The sequence below is a fragment of the Pseudarthrobacter sp. Y6 genome (genome assembly GCF_050156205.1).
Taxonomy (GTDB): Bacteria; Actinomycetota; Actinomycetes; order Actinomycetales; family Micrococcaceae; genus Arthrobacter.
This window is the reverse complement of record NZ_CP189574.1, coordinates 1769098-1786761: the sequence shown is the minus strand read 5'-3', so window position 1 is coordinate 1786761 and position 17664 is coordinate 1769098. Positions and strand designations below refer to the sequence as shown.

Sequence of the window (17664 nt, the reverse complement as noted above, 5' to 3'; positions counted from 1 at the left end):
GCTAGGAGCCGGGCCTGCCGCAAGGAAGATTTGTTGCGCCGGATGAACGCTGTACCAGGTCAGCGCAGCCGGACAAACAGTGCGGCTCAACCGCCCACCATCTGCAGGAACTCGCCTTCGGAGAGTACTTCGATGGGCTGGCCGCGGTCGTGGAGCTCCAGGACGCGCCGGGCCTTGCCGGTCAGCCTGCCGGACCGCAGGTCAGATGCCACAAAGCCGTCACCCACCACCAGCACCGTGGTGCGGGCCGTCACCCGGCTTTCCGGCCGGGCACCCAGCTCGGCCGAACGCACCTTCGCTTCCGGCCGGGCCATGGCGAGCTCGCCGGTGAAGACAACGGTCTGGCCGTACAGCGGGTGGGAGGGTTCGGCGTCGGCATTAGGGACGGGGTTGGCGCCCTCCTCCGGCCACCCGGACAGGAACGGGCGGACCAGCGCGGCGCTGTTTCCTCCGGCAGCGGCGCCGGCAAGTGCGGTAAGGCTTGCTTTGGACAGGACATCGTGCGCCGGGTCAAACGCGTCCTGATGCGGCAGGACCAGTCCCAGCGACAGGTAAAGCTCGGCAATGCTGTTGGCGTTGTTCCGCCCAGCGATGTCGATCAGGATGCCGGCGCAGGCACGGGCGTCTTCTGCGGCATCGTGATGGTTGACCAGCGGCACGCCGGCTTCCTCCGCGGCGAACGGCAAGGAATTGGAGACCAGGGAGTAGCAGCGCCGGGACAGCATCACCGTGCAGACGTAGTCATAGGCTGGGCCGGGCAGGCCGGACACCTCAAGCCCTGACCGGATCACACCCAGGTCAAAGGCCGCGTTATGCGCCGCCAGGATGTCGCCCCCGATAAAAGCACCAATCTCCGGGAACAGCTCACCGAAGCGGGGACGGCCGGCCACATCCGTGGCCTTAATGCCGTGGACCCTGACGTTGTGGTATTCGAAGTGGTCGTGGTTGACCGGCGGCCGCATCAGCCACGACGCCTCGTCCACCACACGCCCGCCCCGGACTTTCGTCAGGCCAACAGCGCACGGTGAACCCCGGAAGCCATTGGCCGTCTCGAAGTCGATCGCCGTAAAGTCCAAACCCACGGCCCATACTTTACCGCCGGACAGGGCCGTTCCCGTGTCACCGGGGCGGCCCTGTCGCGCAAATCACGCGTCCGACGCCGGATGGCGGGGTTAAGGAATCGCTCGCCGCAGCCTCAGGTAGGACAGCGTGGTCTAGCCGGCCCCGTTGCGGCCCAGCAGGCCATAGATCCGCCCTGCAGAAAGGCTGATGCTCACGCTGTCGAGTGCCAGGACATCCCGGGAGCGCCACCAAAGCTGCCCGGGCACCTGTGCAGACAAACATTCCGGTCCCCCGCCTTTTATAGAGGAATCCCTCTTCCACCAGCAGGTTCACGCCCTTTGCTGCCATGGCGGGGTTGATCCGATGGAACGCCGCGAACTCGTTGGTGGACGGGACCTGGGCTTCCTCCGGGAGATTGCCGTCAACGATGTCGTTTTCTATCAGTGCGGCAATCTGCAGGAAGATCGGCCTGCTGTCGTTAATCACTGGCGCCGCCTTGATCCTCAGCCAGGAGGCTGGACAGCCTCACTGGTTAGTTACTGATGTAACTAACCAGACAACCAGGACGCCCTGGTGCGTAAAGTACCCTGAGGAGGTGAACTATCTTGCGATCAGCGACCTTGCCGTGCCCATGCTGGGTGGTGCAGGACCGGTCCAGCCGCAGCTGGCCTCCTTCCTGCCCGACTGGCTGAACCCCCAGATTTTCCTGGCCGATCCCGCACTCGCTCCCTGGGTAGTGCTGCTGGTCTGCGGAATTGTCTTCGCCGAGACGGGACTGCTGGTGGGATTCTTCCTTCCCGGCGATTCGATGCTGTTCACGGCCGGGTTGCTGGTAGCAACGGACACCATCCAGTTCAATGTCTGGCTCCTGGCGCTCCTGATCACTATTTCCGCCATCATCGGCAACCAGACCGGCTACCTGATCGGCTCCAAGGCCGGCCCCGCCATCTTCAACAAGCCAAACTCCCGCCTCTTCAAGCGCGAAAACGTTGAGAACGCCCACGCCTTCTTCGAAAAGCACGGCGGCAAGGCACTGATCCTCGCCCGCTTCGTGCCGATCATCCGGACCTTCGTGCCCGTGATCGTTGGCGTGGCCCAGATGGACAAAAAGAAGTTCTTCCTGTTCAACGTGATCGGCGCGGTCCTGTGGGGCGGTGGCGTCACACTGTTGGGCTACCTGCTGGGCGACAGGGTCCCCTGGGTCCGGGAGAACCTGGACATCATCTTCATCGTCATCGTGCTGATCTCCGTGATTCCGATCGGCATCGAAGTACTCCGCGGCCTCTCGGCCAAGCGCCAGGCCGCCACGTTAGGCACCGACGCCGTCGACGAATTCATTGAGGAACACGCTCCCCGCGAAGAGCGCAAGACCAACCCGGACTAGTTCCTTGAAGTGCCGCTGGCCGGCGCTGGATCCAAAGACAAAGCTAAGGGAGTCCCACCAGAGTGGGGCTCCCTTAGCTGTTCATAGGCGTCTCGGGTGTGGGGCCCTACTGCCGCGCCAGTGCGTCGACGATGGCCGGCACGAGGGCCCGGAAGGCCTGCCCACGGTGGCTGATGGCGTTCTTTTCCGCCGCTGACAATTCAGCGCAGCTGCGGTCCTCGCCGGCCGGCTGCAGCACGGGGTCGTAGCCGAAGCCACCGTCACCGCGGGGTTCGCGCAGGAGGGTCCCCTCAAGCTGTCCGTACTCCACCACTTCGCGACTCCCGGCACCTGGTCCCGGGACCGCCAGGGCCGCAGCGCAGACAAATGCGGCCCCCCGGTGCCCGTCCGGGACATCCGCGAGCTGGTCCAGCAAAAGCCTCAGGTTGGCAGCGTCGTCACCGTGCCGGCCAGACCAGCGCGCGGAAAAGATTCCCGGCGCCCCTCCCAGCACGTCCACGGCCAGCCCCGAATCGTCGGCGATCGCCACCAGGCCGGTGGCCTCGGCAACAGCCCGCGCCTTCAACAGCGCGTTTTCGGCGAACGTCACACCGGTTTCGACGACGTCGGGCGCACCTGCCGCCGCGGCGTCCACCACCTGCGTGTCGACGTCGAGCCCGGGGACCTGTCCGCGCAGCAGCTCGCGGAGCTCCTTGAGCTTGCCCTTGTTGTGCGTGGCCAGGACGAGGCGCGGTACGGGCGCGCCGCCAGGTTCAGCGTTGACGGCGTTCGGGTTCACGGCGCTGGTGTTCACGGCGTTCAGGTTCACAGTGCGTCTGCGAGGGTTTCGCGCTGGATCGCCGCCAGAGCGGTGGTGCCCAGGAGGGCCAGGTCCAGCAGCTGATTGAGTTCGTCACGGTCGAAGGGTGCGCCCTCTGCGGTGCCCTGGACTTCCACGAACTTCCCGGAGCCGGTGACCACCACGTTCATGTCGGTTTCGGCGCGGACGTCTTCAACGTAGGGCAGGTCCAGCATGGGCACGCCGTCGATGATGCCCACCGATACGGCTGCGATTGTGTCGATCAGGGGCTGGGCGTTTTTGGCGATCAGCTTGTTGTCGCGGGCAAAACGGATGGCGTCCGCCAACGCCACGTAGGCTCCGGTGATGGCCGCGGTGCGGGTTCCGCCGTCGGCCTGGAGGACGTCGCAGTCCAGGACTATCGTGTTTTCGCCCAGGGCCTTGGTGTCAATGATGGAACGCAGCGACCGGCCGATCAGCCGGGAGATCTCGTGGGTCCGCCCGCCGATTTTCCCCTTGACCGACTCGCGGTCGGAGCGGGTGTTGGTGGCCCGGGGAAGCATGGCGTATTCCGCCGTGACCCAGCCGCGGCCTTCGCCCTTGAGCCAGCGCGGCACCCCTGCCGTCAGGGACGCCGTGCACAGGACCCTGGTGTTGCCGAACTCGATGAGGGCCGAGCCCTCGGCCTGCTTGGACCATCCGCGGGTGATGCTGATGGGGCGGAGCTGGTCGGGGGCGCGGCCATCGGCGCGAACTACGGGCACTGCGGTTGCTTCAGAAGTCATGCCTTTAGCTTATCGACTCGCCGTGGGGCGTCCTGCCAACAACGCTTGGTACTAGTGCGTTGCAGGCTCATGCGATAGCAGCTCTCCGACGCTGCACTCAAGGACCTGGCACAATGCGGTCAGCGTGGAGAACCTGATCGCTTTCGCCCGGTCGTTTTTCAGTACAGACAGGTTCACCAGGCTCACGCCCACGCGCCGGCTCAGTTCCGTCAGACTCATGCCGCGTGCAGCAAGTAATTCGTCCAGCCGGCAGTGGATAGCGGAATAATCCTCGGCCGGCATTAGACGAGTCCCTCCGTGTCCTTCTGTAACCGGCGGCCAAACTGGAAGACCCCGGCGATGAGTACCAGGACGATGCCCGCCAGCAATGGCGCGAAATTGAAGTCGGCCGCGAGGATAACGCCGTCGGTTTGCCCGTTGGCGGCGATCAGGCGGGCAACCCCGGCGCGGGCGATCGCGTCGAGAACCTGTCCGGCGCTTGCGGCGAGGGCCAGTACCACGCCGCAGCTTCCCACAATCCATGCCGAAGCCGGCGTGAACAGGTTCTCCCCGCGGAGCCGAAGGGCGAGCAGGAACAGCAGTGCAGCCACCGCCAGGACGCTGACCTGGAACAGGACGCTGGCCCAAGCCAGGAGCGCGGCTTCGCCCAAAGGAAGGGCAGGAATGGTTGCTTCCATGGCGGTGAACCGTGCTGTGGCGTCCAGTTCAAGCCCGGCAGGGTCTTGCGGGGACGAGTGTAGAGGAAGCGCCAATGTCACAGGTCCCACGAACGTTGCGATGATGCTCCATACCGTCAGGAAAGTCGTTGCTGCGGCCACTATGGCCGCGACGGCCATGATCGCTACTGCATCGGTGCGGGACACCACTTTCCTTTGTCCGGACTGCCTGCGGTTCTCTGTCTGCTCCAATGTCTCCCCCAAGGTATTATCGATGATCGTTATTAACGAATATCGATAAGGTATCCCATACGCAGCCATCTGGCCAGTGGAGAATGGTTGACCTGGCCGGCCAGGAGCCGGCGGGAAACGGCTCTAGACGGTGTAGTGCACACCGGCCACGGCAACGGCCACGTCGCCGCCGAACACGGGGCGCGCTTCGGCCATAACGGTGGTGGGCGATGTCCAGACGGGGATGTGCGTGAGCAGCAACCGGCGCGCGCCCGCGCTCTCTGCCGCCTCGCCGGCGCGCTTTCCGGTCAGGTGGACATCCTTGATGTCGTCGTCGCGGCCTTCCTCAAACGCGGCCTCACAAAGGAACAGGTCAGCCTCCTTCGCCGCTTCCTCCAGTCCTGCGCAGGAATCGGTGTCCCCGGAATACGTCAGGACCCGGCTGACCGGGTTGCCCTGCTTGTCGGGTTCAGTCACTTCCACCCGCAGGGCGTAGGCCTCCTCCACCGGGTGGTTCACCGCGAACGGCGTCACCGTGAACGGCCCCACCGTGACGGATTCCCGTTCGGTCCAGTTGGTGAAGTCGAATTCCTCGTGCATCCCCGGATCCAGCTCCAGGCCGTAGGCGGTGGCCATCCGGTCCGCCGTCGCTGCGGGGCCCCACACCGGAATCCTGCCGCGTCCCCATCCGCCGGGCTTCCAGCGGACCGCCACGTGCAGGCCGCACAGGTCCATGCAGTGGTCCGGGTGCAGGTGGGTCAGGAAGATCGCGTCGATGTCCTCAAGGTCCGTGTAGCGCTGGATGGCGCCCAAGGCTCCGCTGCCAAGGTCCATCACGATCTTCCACGTCCGCTCGCCGTCGTTGGCGGTCAGGAGGTAGCAGGACGCCGGGGAGCCTGGGCCGGGGAAGGAGCCGGTGCAGCCGACGATGGTGAGCTTCACAGGGCAGGACCTCCGGCCCGGCGGGCGCCCACAAAGTTCGAAGTCCTGGGTCCCGACGACGACTGCCGGGCGCTGGCGGCCTGCGCGGCGGCGATCATCTCGGGGGTGATCCGCGCCAGGCTGCCGGTGGGGTACTGGGCCGCCACGTGGTCCACGTGCCGGACAGACAGGACCTCCGGGCCCAGGAAACGGCGGGCCAGCGTTTCGAACTGGCCGGCGTCACCGGTGGCGATGAAGTGGTGTTCCGGCGGTGTTGCGGCGGTGCGCTGAAGATCGTGGGTGACGAGAGCACGGTAAACGTCCTTCGCCGTTTCCTCGGCGCTGGACACCAGCGTCACGTCCTCCCCCATCACGAAGGAAATGACGCCGGTCAGCAGGGGATAGTGCGTGCAGCCCAGCACCACGGTGTCCACACCGGCTGACTTCAGCGGCGCCAGGTATTCTTCGGCAATGGCCAGCAGTGCGGGTCCGGTGGTGATCCCGGACTCCACGTAGCTCACGAACTCCGGGCAGGCCACGGACGTGATCGCCAGGTCCGGCGCGGCGGCAAACGTGTCTTCGTAAGCCCGCGAACCAACGGTGGCAGAGGTACCGATGACGCCGATACGCCCGCTCCTGGTGGCAGCGACAGCCCGCCGGACGGCCGGCTGGATCACCTCGATGACCGGAATACCGTATTTCGCCGTGTACCGCTCGCGGGCGTCCCTCAGGACAGCGGCCGACGCCGAGTTGCAGGCAATGGTCAGAAGCTTGACGCCGGAGTCCACCAGTTCGTCCATCACGCCGAGAGCGTTGGCGCGGACTTCGGCAATGGGCAACGGCCCATAGGGCCCGTTGGCGGTATCCCCCACATAGAGGATGGACTCGTTGGGGAGCTGGTCGATGATGGACCGCGCCACAGTCAGTCCGCCGACACCGGAATCAAAGACGCCGATGGGGCGGGACCCCACCTGGCCGGTGGTGCTGCTGGCTGCGGAGTCCGGTGCGGCTGCGTCTGACGGATCCATGCTCGAGGCTGTAGTCATGATTATTCGAGGATAGGTCTTCCCCGGGGCCGCAGCCATCACATTGTGGCGCCGGACTCATGTCAAATTTGTCACATTGGCGGACGTATCCCGGAACAGGACAGCAGTTCAGGCCCGGGAATCCAAGGACTGGAGCATCGCCTGGACCAGGGATTCCTGCAGCCACGTCGTGAAGTTGTACACCAGGGCGAGGTAGCTTTCCACGTCCTCGGCCTGGGACCAGTCCTGCATCAGGTGCACGTGTTCGGCGTCCTCTTCATCCCGGATATCCAGGCGCTCCGCAAGCACCAGGCGCACATCGTTCAGTGCCATGGACCAGAGCCCGGCCCCTTCGGCGGTGAGGACCACTTCGTCCTTGTCCAGGTCCAGCGCGGCGGCGCGCAGTGCGCCGATCTTGGTTTCGCGCAGCGAGCGCTCGGTGAGCTGACGGAACTCCAGGGACGCGCCGTCGTCGTTCTTCATCACGTTGGGCAGCAACCGCTTAACCGCACGGTCCGTCGGTTCCCGGACGTCCATATCCAGTCCGATCAGGGCGGCCAGGGGATCCTGGCTGACGTCTTCGGCCGGCTGGAGCATGGAGACGACGTCATCGATCAGGCTGCGGAGCAGCTCCCGTTCGGCGGGTTCCAGGAACCCTGTGATGCCTTTAAGCCCGTATTTGAATGCCTTAGCCACGTTTCCCCTTGCCCTGCCCGGACCCGCCGGATTTTCCTGAGTTGCCGCCCGGACCTCCAGTGGCCTTCTCCACGGTGGCCCAGAGGCCAAAGCCGTGCATGGCCACGGCGTGCCGCTCAACCTGTTCCTTGCTGCCATGGGCAACAATGGACCGGCCCTTTTTGTGGACTTCCATCATGAGCTTGTTGGCTTTGGACTCGGCGTAGCCGAAGTAGCTTTGGAATACATAGCTGACGTAGCTCATCAGGTTGACGGGATCGTTCCAGATCACCAGGTTCCAAGGGATGTCCGGGGCGGTCAGGGAGTCGGTGGACGCCTCTGTCCCGGTCCGGGTGCCCTCCTGTGTATCGGGGCCGAGCGCAACGCTTAAGGTCATCTGTCCATTCTATGGGGATGCACACTAGAGTGAATTTTGTGAGTACCTCCGCCGGCTGGGACCATCCCCGCACGTCCTTTTACACAGACCACTACGAGCTGACCATGCTGCAGGCGTCGCTGCATTCGGGCGCCGCGAACCGCCGGTCGGTCTTCGAGGCCTTTGCCCGCCGCCTGCCCGATGGCCGGCGGTACGGGATTGTGGCGGGAACGGGCCGTCTGCTGGAAGGCATCGCCGACTTCCGGTTCGGCGAAGCGGAGCTGGACTTCCTGGGCCGGACCGGCGTGGTCAACCAGGACACTCTGGACTACCTGGCGAACTACCGGTTTTCCGGTGACATCTGGGGCTACCCGGAGGGCGAGGCGTACTTCCCCAACTCCCCCATCCTGATTGTCGAATCAACGTTTGCCGAAGCCTGCATGCTGGAAACCTACCTGCTCTCGGTCCTGAACCATGACAGCGCCATCGCCTCCGCCGCATCCCGCATGATCACCGCGGCCGGCAACCGGCCCTGCATCGAAATGGGATCCCGGCGCACGCACGAGGAATCGGCAGCAGCGGCCGCCCGCGCCGCCGTCATCGCCGGGTTCGACAGCACCTCCAACCTCGAGGCCGGCATCCGCTACGGCATCAAGACCGTGGGCACCGCAGCGCACTCCTTCACGCTCCTCCACGACACCGAGCGGGACGCCTTTGAGGCACAGATCGCCTCCCTCGGCCCCGGCACCTCGCTGCTGGTGGACACGTACGACGTCGAAGCAGCGGTGCGTGCCGCCGTCGAGTTGGCGGGGCCCAAGCTGGGGGGCGTCCGCCTGGACTCCGGGGACCTCGTGGCCCAGGCCCAGTGGGTCCGGCAGCTGTTGGACGAGCTCGGCAATGTGAACACCAAGATCGTGGTTACCTCGGACCTGGACGAATTCGCCATCGCCGCGCTGCAGTCCGCCCCGGTGGATTCCTACGGGGTGGGCACGTCGCTGGTCACCGGCTCCGGTGCACCCACAGCGAGCATGGTCTACAAGCTCGTCAGCCGCACCGACGACGCCGGCAATTTCGTCTCCGTGGCGAAGGTCGCCAAGAACAAAACCAGCATCGGCGGACGGAAATATGCGCTGCGCAAACTCAACGAGCGAGGGGTGGCTACCCAGGAAATTGTGGGCATCGGACACCGCCCCGAAGACGACGGCAACGACCGGCCGCTGCTTCAGCAGTTTATGAAGAACGGCGAGCTGCTGCCGGGCTGGACCGGACGCGAGGGTGTGGTCCGCGCCCGCCAGCGGCACGCGGACACCATGGCCGAACTGCCCGGCGTCGTCAACCGCCTGCAGCGCGGCGAGCCTGCCATCCCCACCATCTACGAGGAGAACTGATGTCCCGCGCCCTGATCATCGTTGACGTCCAGAACGACTTCTGCGAGGGAGGCTCCCTGGCCGTGGCCGGCGGTGCCGATGTTGCCGGAGCCATCAGCGAGTACGTAGACGCCCATCACAACGAGTTCGACCACATTGTTGCCACCCAGGACTGGCATATCGATCCCGGTGCGCATTTTTCCGACACGCCCGATCTCAAGGACAGCTGGCCGCGGCACTGCGTCGCCGGCACGCGCGGCGCCGAACTCCATCCGGATCTGGACACCGAATACATCCAGGCCTACTTCCAGAAGGGCCAGTTCGCCGCGGCGTATTCCGGCTTTGAGGGCCTGCTGGCCCCTGAGGATGCCGTCCCTACCGGGGAACGGCAGCCTGGTGCCATGCCCGCCGACGCGGACGCCTACGCACCGGCGGACAACGCCATCGGACTGGACGACTGGCTGCAAAGCCACGACGTTGAGGACGTTGTGGTGGTGGGGATCGCCACCGACTACTGCGTCATGGCCACCTCGCTGGACGCGGTCCAGGCCGGCTACTCCGTCACGGTCATCCGCTCACTCACCGCTGGCATAGCCGAGGACCTTGAGGATGCCGTCGCCGAAATGGAGCTCGGCGGCGTCGAAGTCGCCTGACGCCGGACGTCGCCTGACGCCTGACGCCTGACACAGGACCAATGACGACCGTGGTCCGGGATGCACAGTACCCGGGCCGCAGCTGTCTCCTGGGCGCTACTTCCGGCCGATGAACCAGTCCTGGAGCTTGCGCAGCCTGGACTGAAGCTGTTCCTCGTTCGCCTGGGCCACGGGCGGGCCGCCGCAGACCGTCCGCAGCTTCGTGTGCACCACACCATGAGGGGTTCCGGTCCGCGCCGACCAGGCCGCCACGTTTTTGGCCAGCTCGTTGCGCAGGTCCATCAGCATCCGGTGGTCCGGTATGGCCGGCGCCGCGGCGGCCGGCTCGGCTGCCGGTGCGCGCCGGTTCTTGCGGTTGAGCTGTTCGTGCTGGCGCTGCCGCAGCAGGGTACCGACTTGCTCGGCGTCCAGCAGCCCGGGGATGCCCAGAAAGTCCAGTTCGTCCTCCGAACCCACCTCTCCCCCGGTGCCGAACTCGCCGCCGTCGAACAATACCCGGTCGAAGGACGCCTGCGAGTCCAGGGCCTCGAACTTGCCCTTGGTGAGGCTGTCGGACGCCTTGTCCTCCCGGTTGGCCTCTTCCATCAGCGAGTCCTCGGGATTGAACAGGCCGTCGCCGTCCTCTTTCTCGGGGCGGTCCAGCGCGTGGTCGCGTTCGGCCTCCATCGAGTTGGCCAGGGCCATCAGCTGCGGCACGGACGGCAGGAAGACCGAGGCCGTTTCGCCGCGCTTCCGGGCACGCACAAAGCGGCCCACCGCCTGGGCGAAGAACAGCGGCGTGGAAGTGGACGTCGCATAGACGCCGACGGATAGCCGGGGCACGTCCACGCCTTCTGACACCATCCGGACGGCAACCATCCACCGCTTCTCGCTCACGGTGAATTCCTCGATCTTGCTGGAGGCCTTGGCGTCGTCGGAAAGGATCACGGTGGGCGATTCGCCGGTGATCCTTTTCAGCTGCCCGGCATAGGCCCTGGCATCCTCGTGGTCCGTGGCGATGACCAGCCCGCCGGCATCCGGAACCGTGCGGCGCACTTCGCTGAGGCGTTTGTCCGCCCCTGCCAGGACAGCAGGAATCCATTCCCCGGCCGGGTTCAGCGCCGTCCGCCACGCCTGCGACGTGATGTCCTTCGTGACCGCGGCCTCGCCGAGTGAGGCCGCCATTTCTTCGCCGGCGCTGGTGCGCCACCGCATCTGGCCCGAGTAGGCCATGAACATGACCGGGCGCACCACGTGGTCCCGCAGGGCGTTGCCGTAGCCGTACGTATAGTCAGCTTTCGAGCGCCGGATCCCGTCCTTGTCCTGCGCGTATTCAACAAACGGGATGGGCGAGGTATCGGAGCGGAACGGCGTACCGGTCAGGGAAAGTCGCCGTGCCGCAGGGTCAAACGCTTCGCGGAGACCGTCGCCCCAGGACAGGGCTTCGCCGCCGTGGTGGATCTCGTCGAGGATCACCAGAGTGCGGGCGGCCTCGGTTTTGGCGCGGTGCAGCATGGGTTTGCTGGCCACCTGGGCGTAGGTGACAGCCACGCCAACGAAACCGCGGCCGTGCTGGCCGTCGGAATTCTTGAAGTTGGGGTCGATGGCGATGCCCACCTTGGCAGCCGCGTCGGCCCACTGCCGTTTCAGGTGGTCCGTGGGCGCCACGATGGTGACCCGGTTGACCGCCCCGGATTCGATGAGCATGGAGGCCACGCGCAACGCGAAGGTGGTCTTGCCGGCGCCGGGAGTTGCTACGGCCAGGAAATCTCGGGGATCGGTCCTGAAGTAGAGGTCAAGGGCTTCCTGCTGCCAGGCACGGAGTTTTTGGGCGGTCCCCCAGGCTGCGCGTTCCGGATAAGCCGGTGGCAGGGTGGGGCCGCCAAAGAGCGTCTCCGTCACTACTTGTTGTTGCCCGAGTCCCCTCCGGGACCCTTGCCGCCGTCGTTGCCCGGGCGGAGGCCGTCATAAACCTCTTTGCACATGGGGCACACCGGGAACTTCTGCGGGTCCCGGCCCGGCGTCCACACTTTGCCGCAGAGGGCAATGACAGGATCACCCGTCAGCGCGGATTCCATGATTTTCTCCTTGCGCACGTAGTGCGAGAAGCGTTCCCGGTCACCGGGCTCCACTTCCTGGCGCAGCTCTTCGCGCTCGATGGTTGCCGTGGACGTTCCAGCCCCGGAAAGCTCGCGCATCGGGTCGTTTTCGAGAGGGTCCGTCATGCTAGTCATGGCATCCATCTTAGCGTCCCGGGACGGAGGACGTTCGACGGCGGGAGGACCGTTTTGCACTCACCGCACCCGCCGCCGTCGGCCGTTCCGCGCAAGGCCGGTACCCGCCGCCCGTGGTGTGTGGCCGGAATTACAGCCCCTGCCAGGCAGGTTTGTGATCGTACGTGTGCCGGTAGAAGTCGGCGAGCCTCAGCGACGATGCCGCGGCCTCATCCACAAGGATCGTGGCGTGCGGGTGGAACTGAAGGACCGAGGCCGGGCAGATGGCGGCGACGGGCCCTTCCACGAAGTCGCGGACGGCCGGTGCCTTCTGTGCCCCGGTAGCAATGAGGACAACGTGCCGGGCCTCGAGAATGGTGCCCAGCCCCTGGGTCACCACGTGGTGCGGCACCTCTGCCAGGCTGGTGAAGAACCGGGCGTTGTCACGGCGGGTCTGCTCAATCAGCGTTTTGATGCGGGTCCTGGACGCAAGCGAGGAACCGGGCTCGTTGAAACCGACGTGGCCATCCGTACCTACGCCCAGGAGCTGCAGGTCCACACCGCCCGCTGCCCGCATGGCATCTTCGTAGGCGCGGCAGGCCGCGGGCAGGTCAGCGGCCGCACCGTCAGGCGTATGGACGTTGCCTTCAGCGATGTTGACCCGGCTGGAGAATTCCCGCCGGATGACTTCCCGGTAGGACTCCGGATGCTCCTGGTCCAGCCCCACATACTCATCCAAGGCAAAGGCCTGGGCATTGCTGAAGTCCAGCCCGTCACGCTGGTGCCGTGCCGCCAGCTCGTCGTAGACAGGCAGCGGCGATGACCCGGTGGCGAGGCCCAGCACAGCGGTGGGCTTGCGCCGGAGCAGGGCCTCGATGGCATCGGCGGCGAGCCGTCCGATCTGTTTGCTGCCCTGGAGGATGACAACTTCCATGTCCGGCCACCTTTCTGGTGCTTTACGGAATCAGCGGTTGACGGTCAGTTGGGCCAGCATTTCCGGGCCACGGGCCTCCAGCCAGCGGCCACCGATCCTGATGCCCAACACAAAAAGTACCAGTCCCAGGATCGGGCCCACTGCAAGGTTCAGCCACCCGAAGACGGGATTTCCCGTCAGGCTTTGGGCAATGATCAACCCGGCTTCCGGAAGCACCAGGATGGACAGGACACCCATGCCGCCGAACTGCACGGCCATGGTCTGGCCGACGTTGCCGGGTGGCTTCTTGAAAGGGCTATCTCCGGGCAGGGGCACTGCGACGTTGTACCGCGCCGATACTACCGACGAGAGGCCAAGACCGGTCAGGAGAATTCCCACCGACAGTCCCAGCACTCCGGGCAGCCATTCCCAGCTGCCGGTGAACATAAACGGCACCAATGAAAAGGCCATCACCACCGGGACGGCGAGAATCAGGCACGCCAGGGCCCGGCCCAGCCGGTCCGGGACACCCCGCACGCCGGTGGCAAGGTGGAGAGCGAACGCGGTGCTGTCGTAGGAGATGTCTGCGGAGATCGACCAGGCCATGAGGAAAGCGGTCAATGGGCCCAGCATCGCGAGGATTCCGAAGCTGTCCCCCTGGCTCGCCTGGAAGAACATCACCACCGCCAGCAGCGGAATCACAATGAGCGATCCGCCGTAACGGGGATCCCGCAGCCAGTAGGTCAGGGCACGCGCTGTGACGGCACCGGTCGGCGTTGCGGGCAGGAGCGCGAACAGCCCCAGCTTTCCGCCCTTACGGCTCCCGCTCCCCGTATACGGAGGGTTAACCAGGGCACGTTCCAGGAGGACTTTCCAGCACCACGCAAGTCCGGCGAGGGTGAGCAGCGAAATGAGCAGCTTCACGGCGGCCTCGCCGGGCCGTCCGGCGTCGACGTCTCCGCCCAGGGACCAGGCAGCACCGAGCGGCGTCCAGGCGAGAATCCGGGCGAAGTCAGGCAGGAACCCGGCGGACGCTGAGATCCCCTGCGACACTCCTGCCAGGATGGGGCCCATCAGGATCAACGGAATCATAAAGACAACGCCGCTGACGTCCTTGAAGCGCCGCGACGCCGCCAGGCTGGCCGTGGCGGTGGTGACCACTTTGGACAGCACAATGCACGTCAGGACACCGAGGGATGCTCCCAACAACGCGGCCACGGCAGGAACGAAGCCGCGCGCCCACGTGCCCACGGTTGCCAGCGCTACGAGCGACGTGGCCACCCCCGGAATTCCGATCAGGCCACCCAAGGCCAGACCGGTTAGGAGCTGCCGCATGGGGACCGCAAACGTGGTGAAGCGGGCCGGATCGAGGGTCATGTCGGTGGCCCAAGCCGCCACCGGGATGATCCCCCAGCCCAGGATGGCCGCTGAACCGCCAAGCACTACGGCTGTGTACGCCAGCTCGTTGTTTTCCTGTCGCAGCATCACCAGGGCCACGACCAGCGCACCCACGATTCCGAGTGCATAGAGACCGCCGAACGCCAGACCCACGAGCTGCCAGGGGCTGCGGCGAAGGCCGTTCCTCAGCAGCGTCAGCTTGAGCCTTAGGAGGTGCGCAACCATTCCAGGCCTTCCGTGTGGTTGCGTCCGCCGACTAGCTGGACGAACCTTTCTTCCAGCGATGCCCCGGCGCGGACTTCGTCCACGGTCCCGGCAGCGAGGAGCCTTCCGGCCGCCACCACGGCGACGTGGTCGCACATACGCTGGACCAGGTCCATGACGTGGCTCGAGACGATCACCGTCCCGCCGGAGGCTGCGTAACTGTCCAGGATGGACCGGATGTTGGCCGCCGAGACCGGATCCACGGACTCGAAGGGTTCATCGAGCACCAGCAGCCGCGGGGCGTGGATCAGGGCCGACGCCAGGGCGATCTTTTTTGTCATGCCGGCCGAATAGTCCACCACGAGCGTCCCGGCGTCCTGGTTGAGGTCCAGGGCCGACAACAGCTCCCCCACGCGGGAGGCCACCACGTCTTTGTCCATGCCACGCAACAGCCCCGCGTAGGTGACCAGCTGTTCGCCGGTGAGGCGGTCAAAGAGGCGGACACCGTCAGGGAGGATGCCCATCAGCTTCTTGGCCTCCAGCGGCCGGGCCCAGACGTCAACTCCGTGGACAACGGCTGTGCCGAAGTCGGGCCGCAGCAGGCCGGTGGCCATGGACAACGTCGTGGTCTTGCCAGCGCCGTTGGGGCCCACGATGCCAAAGAATGAACCCGCCGGGACGTCGAGGCTGATGCCGTCCACGGCGATTTTTCCGCCGAAACGCTTGGCAAGCCCGCGGATGGACAGGGCAGGAACGGGCCGGGTGTGCGCCACCGGATCAGAGTGGGGATCAGGATGCGGAGCAGTCATGATGCCAGCCTAGACCCAGGGTCCTGCCGACGGAGTCCTCCCGCAGGAGTAGGGCCAAAGGCGTAGGGAAGCCTAGAACGAATACCGCGGCATGGCACGTTCGTACTGCGGTGCCCATGGGAGGTCGTGCCCCAGTTCGAACGCCGCCCGGAGCCACCAGTGCGGATCCCGGAGCGCGGCCCGGGCAATAAACACGCCGTCGGCCTGCCCGGTGGCCACGGCATGCTCGGCCTGGCCTGCGGACGTCAGCAGGCCCACGGTGCCGGTGGGGACCCCGGCTTCCCGGCGGACGCGTGCGGAGAACTCCGTCTGGTAGCCCGGACCCGGCTTGATGTCCTGGTGGGCCACGGCCCCTCCGCTGGAGGCGTCGATGAGGTCCACCCCGTGCTCCACCGTCTGGGCGGCCAGCCGGACCGAAGCCTGGACATCAACGCCGCCCGGCGCCCAGTCGGTGGCCGAAATCCGCAGCAATAGGGGCATGGATTCGGGGATGACATTGCGGACCGCATCAACGACGGCGAGCACCAGCCGGTTCCGGCCGGCCTCGTCCCCGCCCCAGGAATCGGTCCGGGTATTGATCAGCGGGCTTTGGAACTGGTGCAGGAGGTAGCCGTGCGCGCCATGGATCTCTACGGTGTCGAAGCCGGCGTCCACGGCACGCACTGCTGCCGCCGCGAAATCGGCAATGACCTCCCGGATCTGCGCCTCAGTCATTGCGGCGGGTTCGGCATAGCCGTCGAAAGCAAGCCCTGATGGACCCACCGTGGGCCAGCCGCCGTCGGATTCCGGGACGCTCCCCCGCTGCCCGGCGAACGGCCAGTAGGTGGACGCTTTCCGGCCGGCATGGGCAAGCTGGGCGCCGATCTTCGCTTCCGCGGCACCATGCCTGTGCACAAAGGACGTGATCCTTTGCCAGGCCTCGGCTTGTTCGTCGTTGTACAGCCCGGCGTCACGGGGGCTGATCCTGCCGGCCGCATTCACGGCGGCCGCCTCGGTGAGGATCAACGCGGCGCCGCCCGCGGCGAAGGAGCCCAAATGCATCAGGTGCCAGTCGTTCGGAACCCCCGGGGCGCCGTCGGGACCGCAGCTGTATTGGCACATGGGTGATACCCAGCCGCGGTGCGTGAGCTCCAGGGAACGGAGCTTGAGCGGCTGGAACAGGGCCGGCACTAGAACAGGACCCTGGCGAGTCCTTGGCGTGCCTTGGCAACACGGGGGTCGGACGTGCCCACCACGTCAAAGAGCTCCAGGAGCCGCACGCGAGCGGTCTCCCGTTCCGGGCCGAAGTTCCGGCCGATGAAGCTGACCACGCGGTTCAGCGCGTCCTCCACGTGGCCGCCGGACACGTCCAGATCCGCCACGCCCAGCTGGGCGGCCAGATTGTCAGGTTCATTGGCGGCGAGGGTACGCAACGCTTCAGAGTCCTCGGCGGAGAGCGGCTGAAGCCGGGCCATCAGCTCCACCTGGGCCAGGCCGGCTTTGGCCTCAGCGTCGGCCGGCATTTCCAGCAAGGCCTGGCGGTAGGCCACGGCGGCTGCCTCATAGTCGCCTGCCTCGATGGCGTCGAAGGCGGCCTGGTGCAGCGGCGGAAGGGGTGCCGGTTCCGTTTCCGGGGGCGTAACGCCCCCGCCGAGGCTGCCCGTGACACCGTTGGCCGCCGCCACTTTCAGCAGTTCATCCAGGAGAGGCCGGATCTGGGCTTCTTCGGCGCCGCCCTGGAAGAGCGGTACGGGCTGGCCCTTGAGGACGGCGACAGCGGTGGGAACGGCCTCGACCTGGAAGGCCTGTGCCAGCTGCGGGAAGGCTTCGATGTCAGCCGCCCCCAGTACCAGGCGGCCTCCGTAGCTGTTGATGACCCGCTCCAGCGAGTCAAGCATCGCCGCGGATTCCGGCGAGTACGCCGCCCACAGCGCGAAGACCACCGGCACCTGGGCGGAAAGCTCCACGAGTTCCTGGAAGTTGCCTTCGGTGACAGTGACCCGCAGCGGCGCCGCGCCGTCGTCGGGCGTTACCGCACCTGCCTCTGCGCTGACACCCACATCCACGGGAACCGGCGGATTGCCGGGAGCCGCAGGGGGCGCCTGGCGCTGTTTCAGGGATGAAAGGTCGACGGCGCCACGCAGGTTAAGCAGGCTGGCAGCGGCTGGAGGGACTGGGCGGGAAGCTGGCGAACTCATGCTTTCCACTCTAGCCACTCCGGCCGCTGCCGGGGGTACTGCATCAGGGGACTGGACC

At 66.1% G+C, this 17664-nt stretch carries 20 protein-coding genes; 3 read left to right on the top strand and 17 right to left on the bottom strand.

From position 1 onward, the window contains the following. Nucleotides 1-86: 86 nt before the first annotated feature. Together ACQCSW_RS08520 and ACQCSW_RS08515 are read right to left on the bottom strand one after the other, a co-directional pair. Nucleotides 87-1082: an exonuclease domain-containing protein gene (locus tag ACQCSW_RS08520; RefSeq protein WP_426990346.1), complete on the bottom strand. Its 996-nt coding sequence runs from the start codon at nt 1080-1082 to the stop codon at nt 87-89. A 37-nt stretch (nt 1083-1119) separates the two neighbouring features. Continuing rightward, on the bottom strand, nt 1120-1548 hold the full coding sequence (locus ACQCSW_RS08515) for a GntR family transcriptional regulator (protein ID WP_426990345.1): 429 nt from the start codon (nt 1546-1548) through the stop codon (nt 1120-1122). A gap of 124 nt (nt 1549-1672) precedes the next feature. Between ACQCSW_RS08515 and ACQCSW_RS08510 the strand changes: the two genes are divergently transcribed. After that, nucleotides 1673-2446 (top strand): DedA family protein, encoded by a 774-nt coding sequence (locus tag ACQCSW_RS08510; protein WP_426990653.1) that lies wholly within the window; start codon nt 1673-1675, stop codon nt 2444-2446. Nucleotides 2447-2552: 106 nt separating this feature from the next. Here ACQCSW_RS08510 and rdgB read toward each other — a convergent pair whose 3' ends face one another. From rdgB to clpS, 8 genes are all read right to left on the bottom strand, one after another. Further along, nucleotides 2553-3239, bottom strand: a complete 687-nt coding sequence (rdgB, locus tag ACQCSW_RS08505) for an RdgB/HAM1 family non-canonical purine NTP pyrophosphatase (protein ID WP_426990344.1) — start codon at nt 3237-3239, stop codon at nt 2553-2555. Nucleotides 3240-3250: 11 nt separating this feature from the next. Continuing rightward, nucleotides 3251-4009: a ribonuclease PH gene (gene rph / locus ACQCSW_RS08500; protein WP_058932038.1), complete on the bottom strand. Its 759-nt coding sequence runs from the start codon at nt 4007-4009 to the stop codon at nt 3251-3253. Between the two features lie 51 nt (nt 4010-4060). Beyond that, nucleotides 4061-4291 carry a helix-turn-helix domain-containing protein gene (locus tag ACQCSW_RS08495; RefSeq protein WP_426990343.1) on the bottom strand — a complete coding sequence of 77 codons (231 nt, stop codon included), beginning with the start codon at nt 4289-4291 and terminating at the stop codon, nt 4061-4063. Next, nucleotides 4291-4872, bottom strand: a complete 582-nt coding sequence (locus tag ACQCSW_RS08490) for a hypothetical protein (protein WP_426990342.1) — start codon at nt 4870-4872, stop codon at nt 4291-4293. Before ACQCSW_RS08490 ends, ACQCSW_RS08495 begins: the two co-directional genes overlap by 1 nt. Nucleotides 4873-5040: 168 nt before the next feature. Next, the gene (locus ACQCSW_RS08485; RefSeq protein ID WP_426990341.1) at nt 5041-5838 is read right to left on the bottom strand and encodes an MBL fold metallo-hydrolase; all 798 of its coding nucleotides are present in this window, start codon (nt 5836-5838) and stop codon (nt 5041-5043) included. Then, nucleotides 5835-6902, bottom strand: a complete 1068-nt coding sequence (murI, locus tag ACQCSW_RS08480) for a glutamate racemase (RefSeq protein ID WP_426990340.1) — start codon at nt 6900-6902, stop codon at nt 5835-5837. The genes ACQCSW_RS08485 and murI overlap by 4 nt, the downstream gene beginning before the upstream one ends. A gap of 69 nt (nt 6903-6971) precedes the next feature. Continuing rightward, nucleotides 6972-7538 carry a DUF2017 domain-containing protein gene (locus tag ACQCSW_RS08475; protein WP_426990339.1) on the bottom strand — a complete coding sequence of 189 codons (567 nt, stop codon included), beginning with the start codon at nt 7536-7538 and terminating at the stop codon, nt 6972-6974. Beyond that, on the bottom strand, nt 7531-7914 hold the full coding sequence (gene clpS / locus ACQCSW_RS08470) for an ATP-dependent Clp protease adapter ClpS (RefSeq protein ID WP_111907842.1): 384 nt from the start codon (nt 7912-7914) through the stop codon (nt 7531-7533). The genes ACQCSW_RS08475 and clpS overlap by 8 nt, the downstream gene beginning before the upstream one ends. A gap of 38 nt (nt 7915-7952) precedes the next feature. Between clpS and ACQCSW_RS08465 the strand changes: the two genes are divergently transcribed. Together ACQCSW_RS08465 and ACQCSW_RS08460 are read left to right on the top strand one after the other, a co-directional pair. Then, nucleotides 7953-9281: a nicotinate phosphoribosyltransferase gene (locus ACQCSW_RS08465; protein WP_426990338.1), complete on the top strand. Its 1329-nt coding sequence runs from the start codon at nt 7953-7955 to the stop codon at nt 9279-9281. After that, a complete protein-coding gene (locus tag ACQCSW_RS08460; protein ID WP_111907840.1) occupies nt 9281-9913 on the top strand; it encodes an isochorismatase family protein in 633 nt (210 codons plus the stop codon). The genes ACQCSW_RS08465 and ACQCSW_RS08460 overlap by 1 nt, the downstream gene beginning before the upstream one ends. Nucleotides 9914-10009: 96 nt before the next feature. Here ACQCSW_RS08460 and ACQCSW_RS08455 read toward each other — a convergent pair whose 3' ends face one another. The 7 genes from ACQCSW_RS08455 to ACQCSW_RS08425 all read right to left on the bottom strand — a co-directional run bounded on the left by ACQCSW_RS08455 (nt 10010) and on the right by ACQCSW_RS08425 (nt 17606). Next, entirely contained in the window at nt 10010-11794 is a 1785-nt protein-coding gene (locus ACQCSW_RS08455) for a DEAD/DEAH box helicase (RefSeq protein ID WP_354250890.1), read from the bottom strand. Then, entirely contained in the window at nt 11794-12135 is a 342-nt protein-coding gene (locus ACQCSW_RS08450) for a DUF3039 domain-containing protein (protein ID WP_056349372.1), read from the bottom strand. Before ACQCSW_RS08450 ends, ACQCSW_RS08455 begins: the two co-directional genes overlap by 1 nt. A gap of 121 nt (nt 12136-12256) precedes the next feature. Next, nucleotides 12257-13039, bottom strand: a complete 783-nt coding sequence (gene nagB, locus ACQCSW_RS08445) for a glucosamine-6-phosphate deaminase (protein WP_426990337.1) — start codon at nt 13037-13039, stop codon at nt 12257-12259. A gap of 30 nt (nt 13040-13069) precedes the next feature. Next, nucleotides 13070-14641 (bottom strand): transporter, encoded by a 1572-nt coding sequence (locus ACQCSW_RS08440; protein WP_426990336.1) that lies wholly within the window; start codon nt 14639-14641, stop codon nt 13070-13072. Beyond that, on the bottom strand, nt 14623-15429 hold the full coding sequence (locus ACQCSW_RS08435; RefSeq protein WP_426990335.1) for an ABC transporter ATP-binding protein: 807 nt from the start codon (nt 15427-15429) through the stop codon (nt 14623-14625). Before ACQCSW_RS08435 ends, ACQCSW_RS08440 begins: the two co-directional genes overlap by 19 nt. A 72-nt stretch (nt 15430-15501) precedes the next feature. Beyond that, nucleotides 15502-16599, bottom strand: a complete 1098-nt coding sequence (locus tag ACQCSW_RS08430; protein ID WP_426990334.1) for an NADH:flavin oxidoreductase/NADH oxidase — start codon at nt 16597-16599, stop codon at nt 15502-15504. After that, nucleotides 16599-17606 (bottom strand): tetratricopeptide repeat protein, encoded by a 1008-nt coding sequence (locus tag ACQCSW_RS08425; RefSeq protein WP_426990333.1) that lies wholly within the window; start codon nt 17604-17606, stop codon nt 16599-16601. The genes ACQCSW_RS08430 and ACQCSW_RS08425 overlap by 1 nt, the downstream gene beginning before the upstream one ends. Nucleotides 17607-17664: the final 58 nt, after the last annotated feature.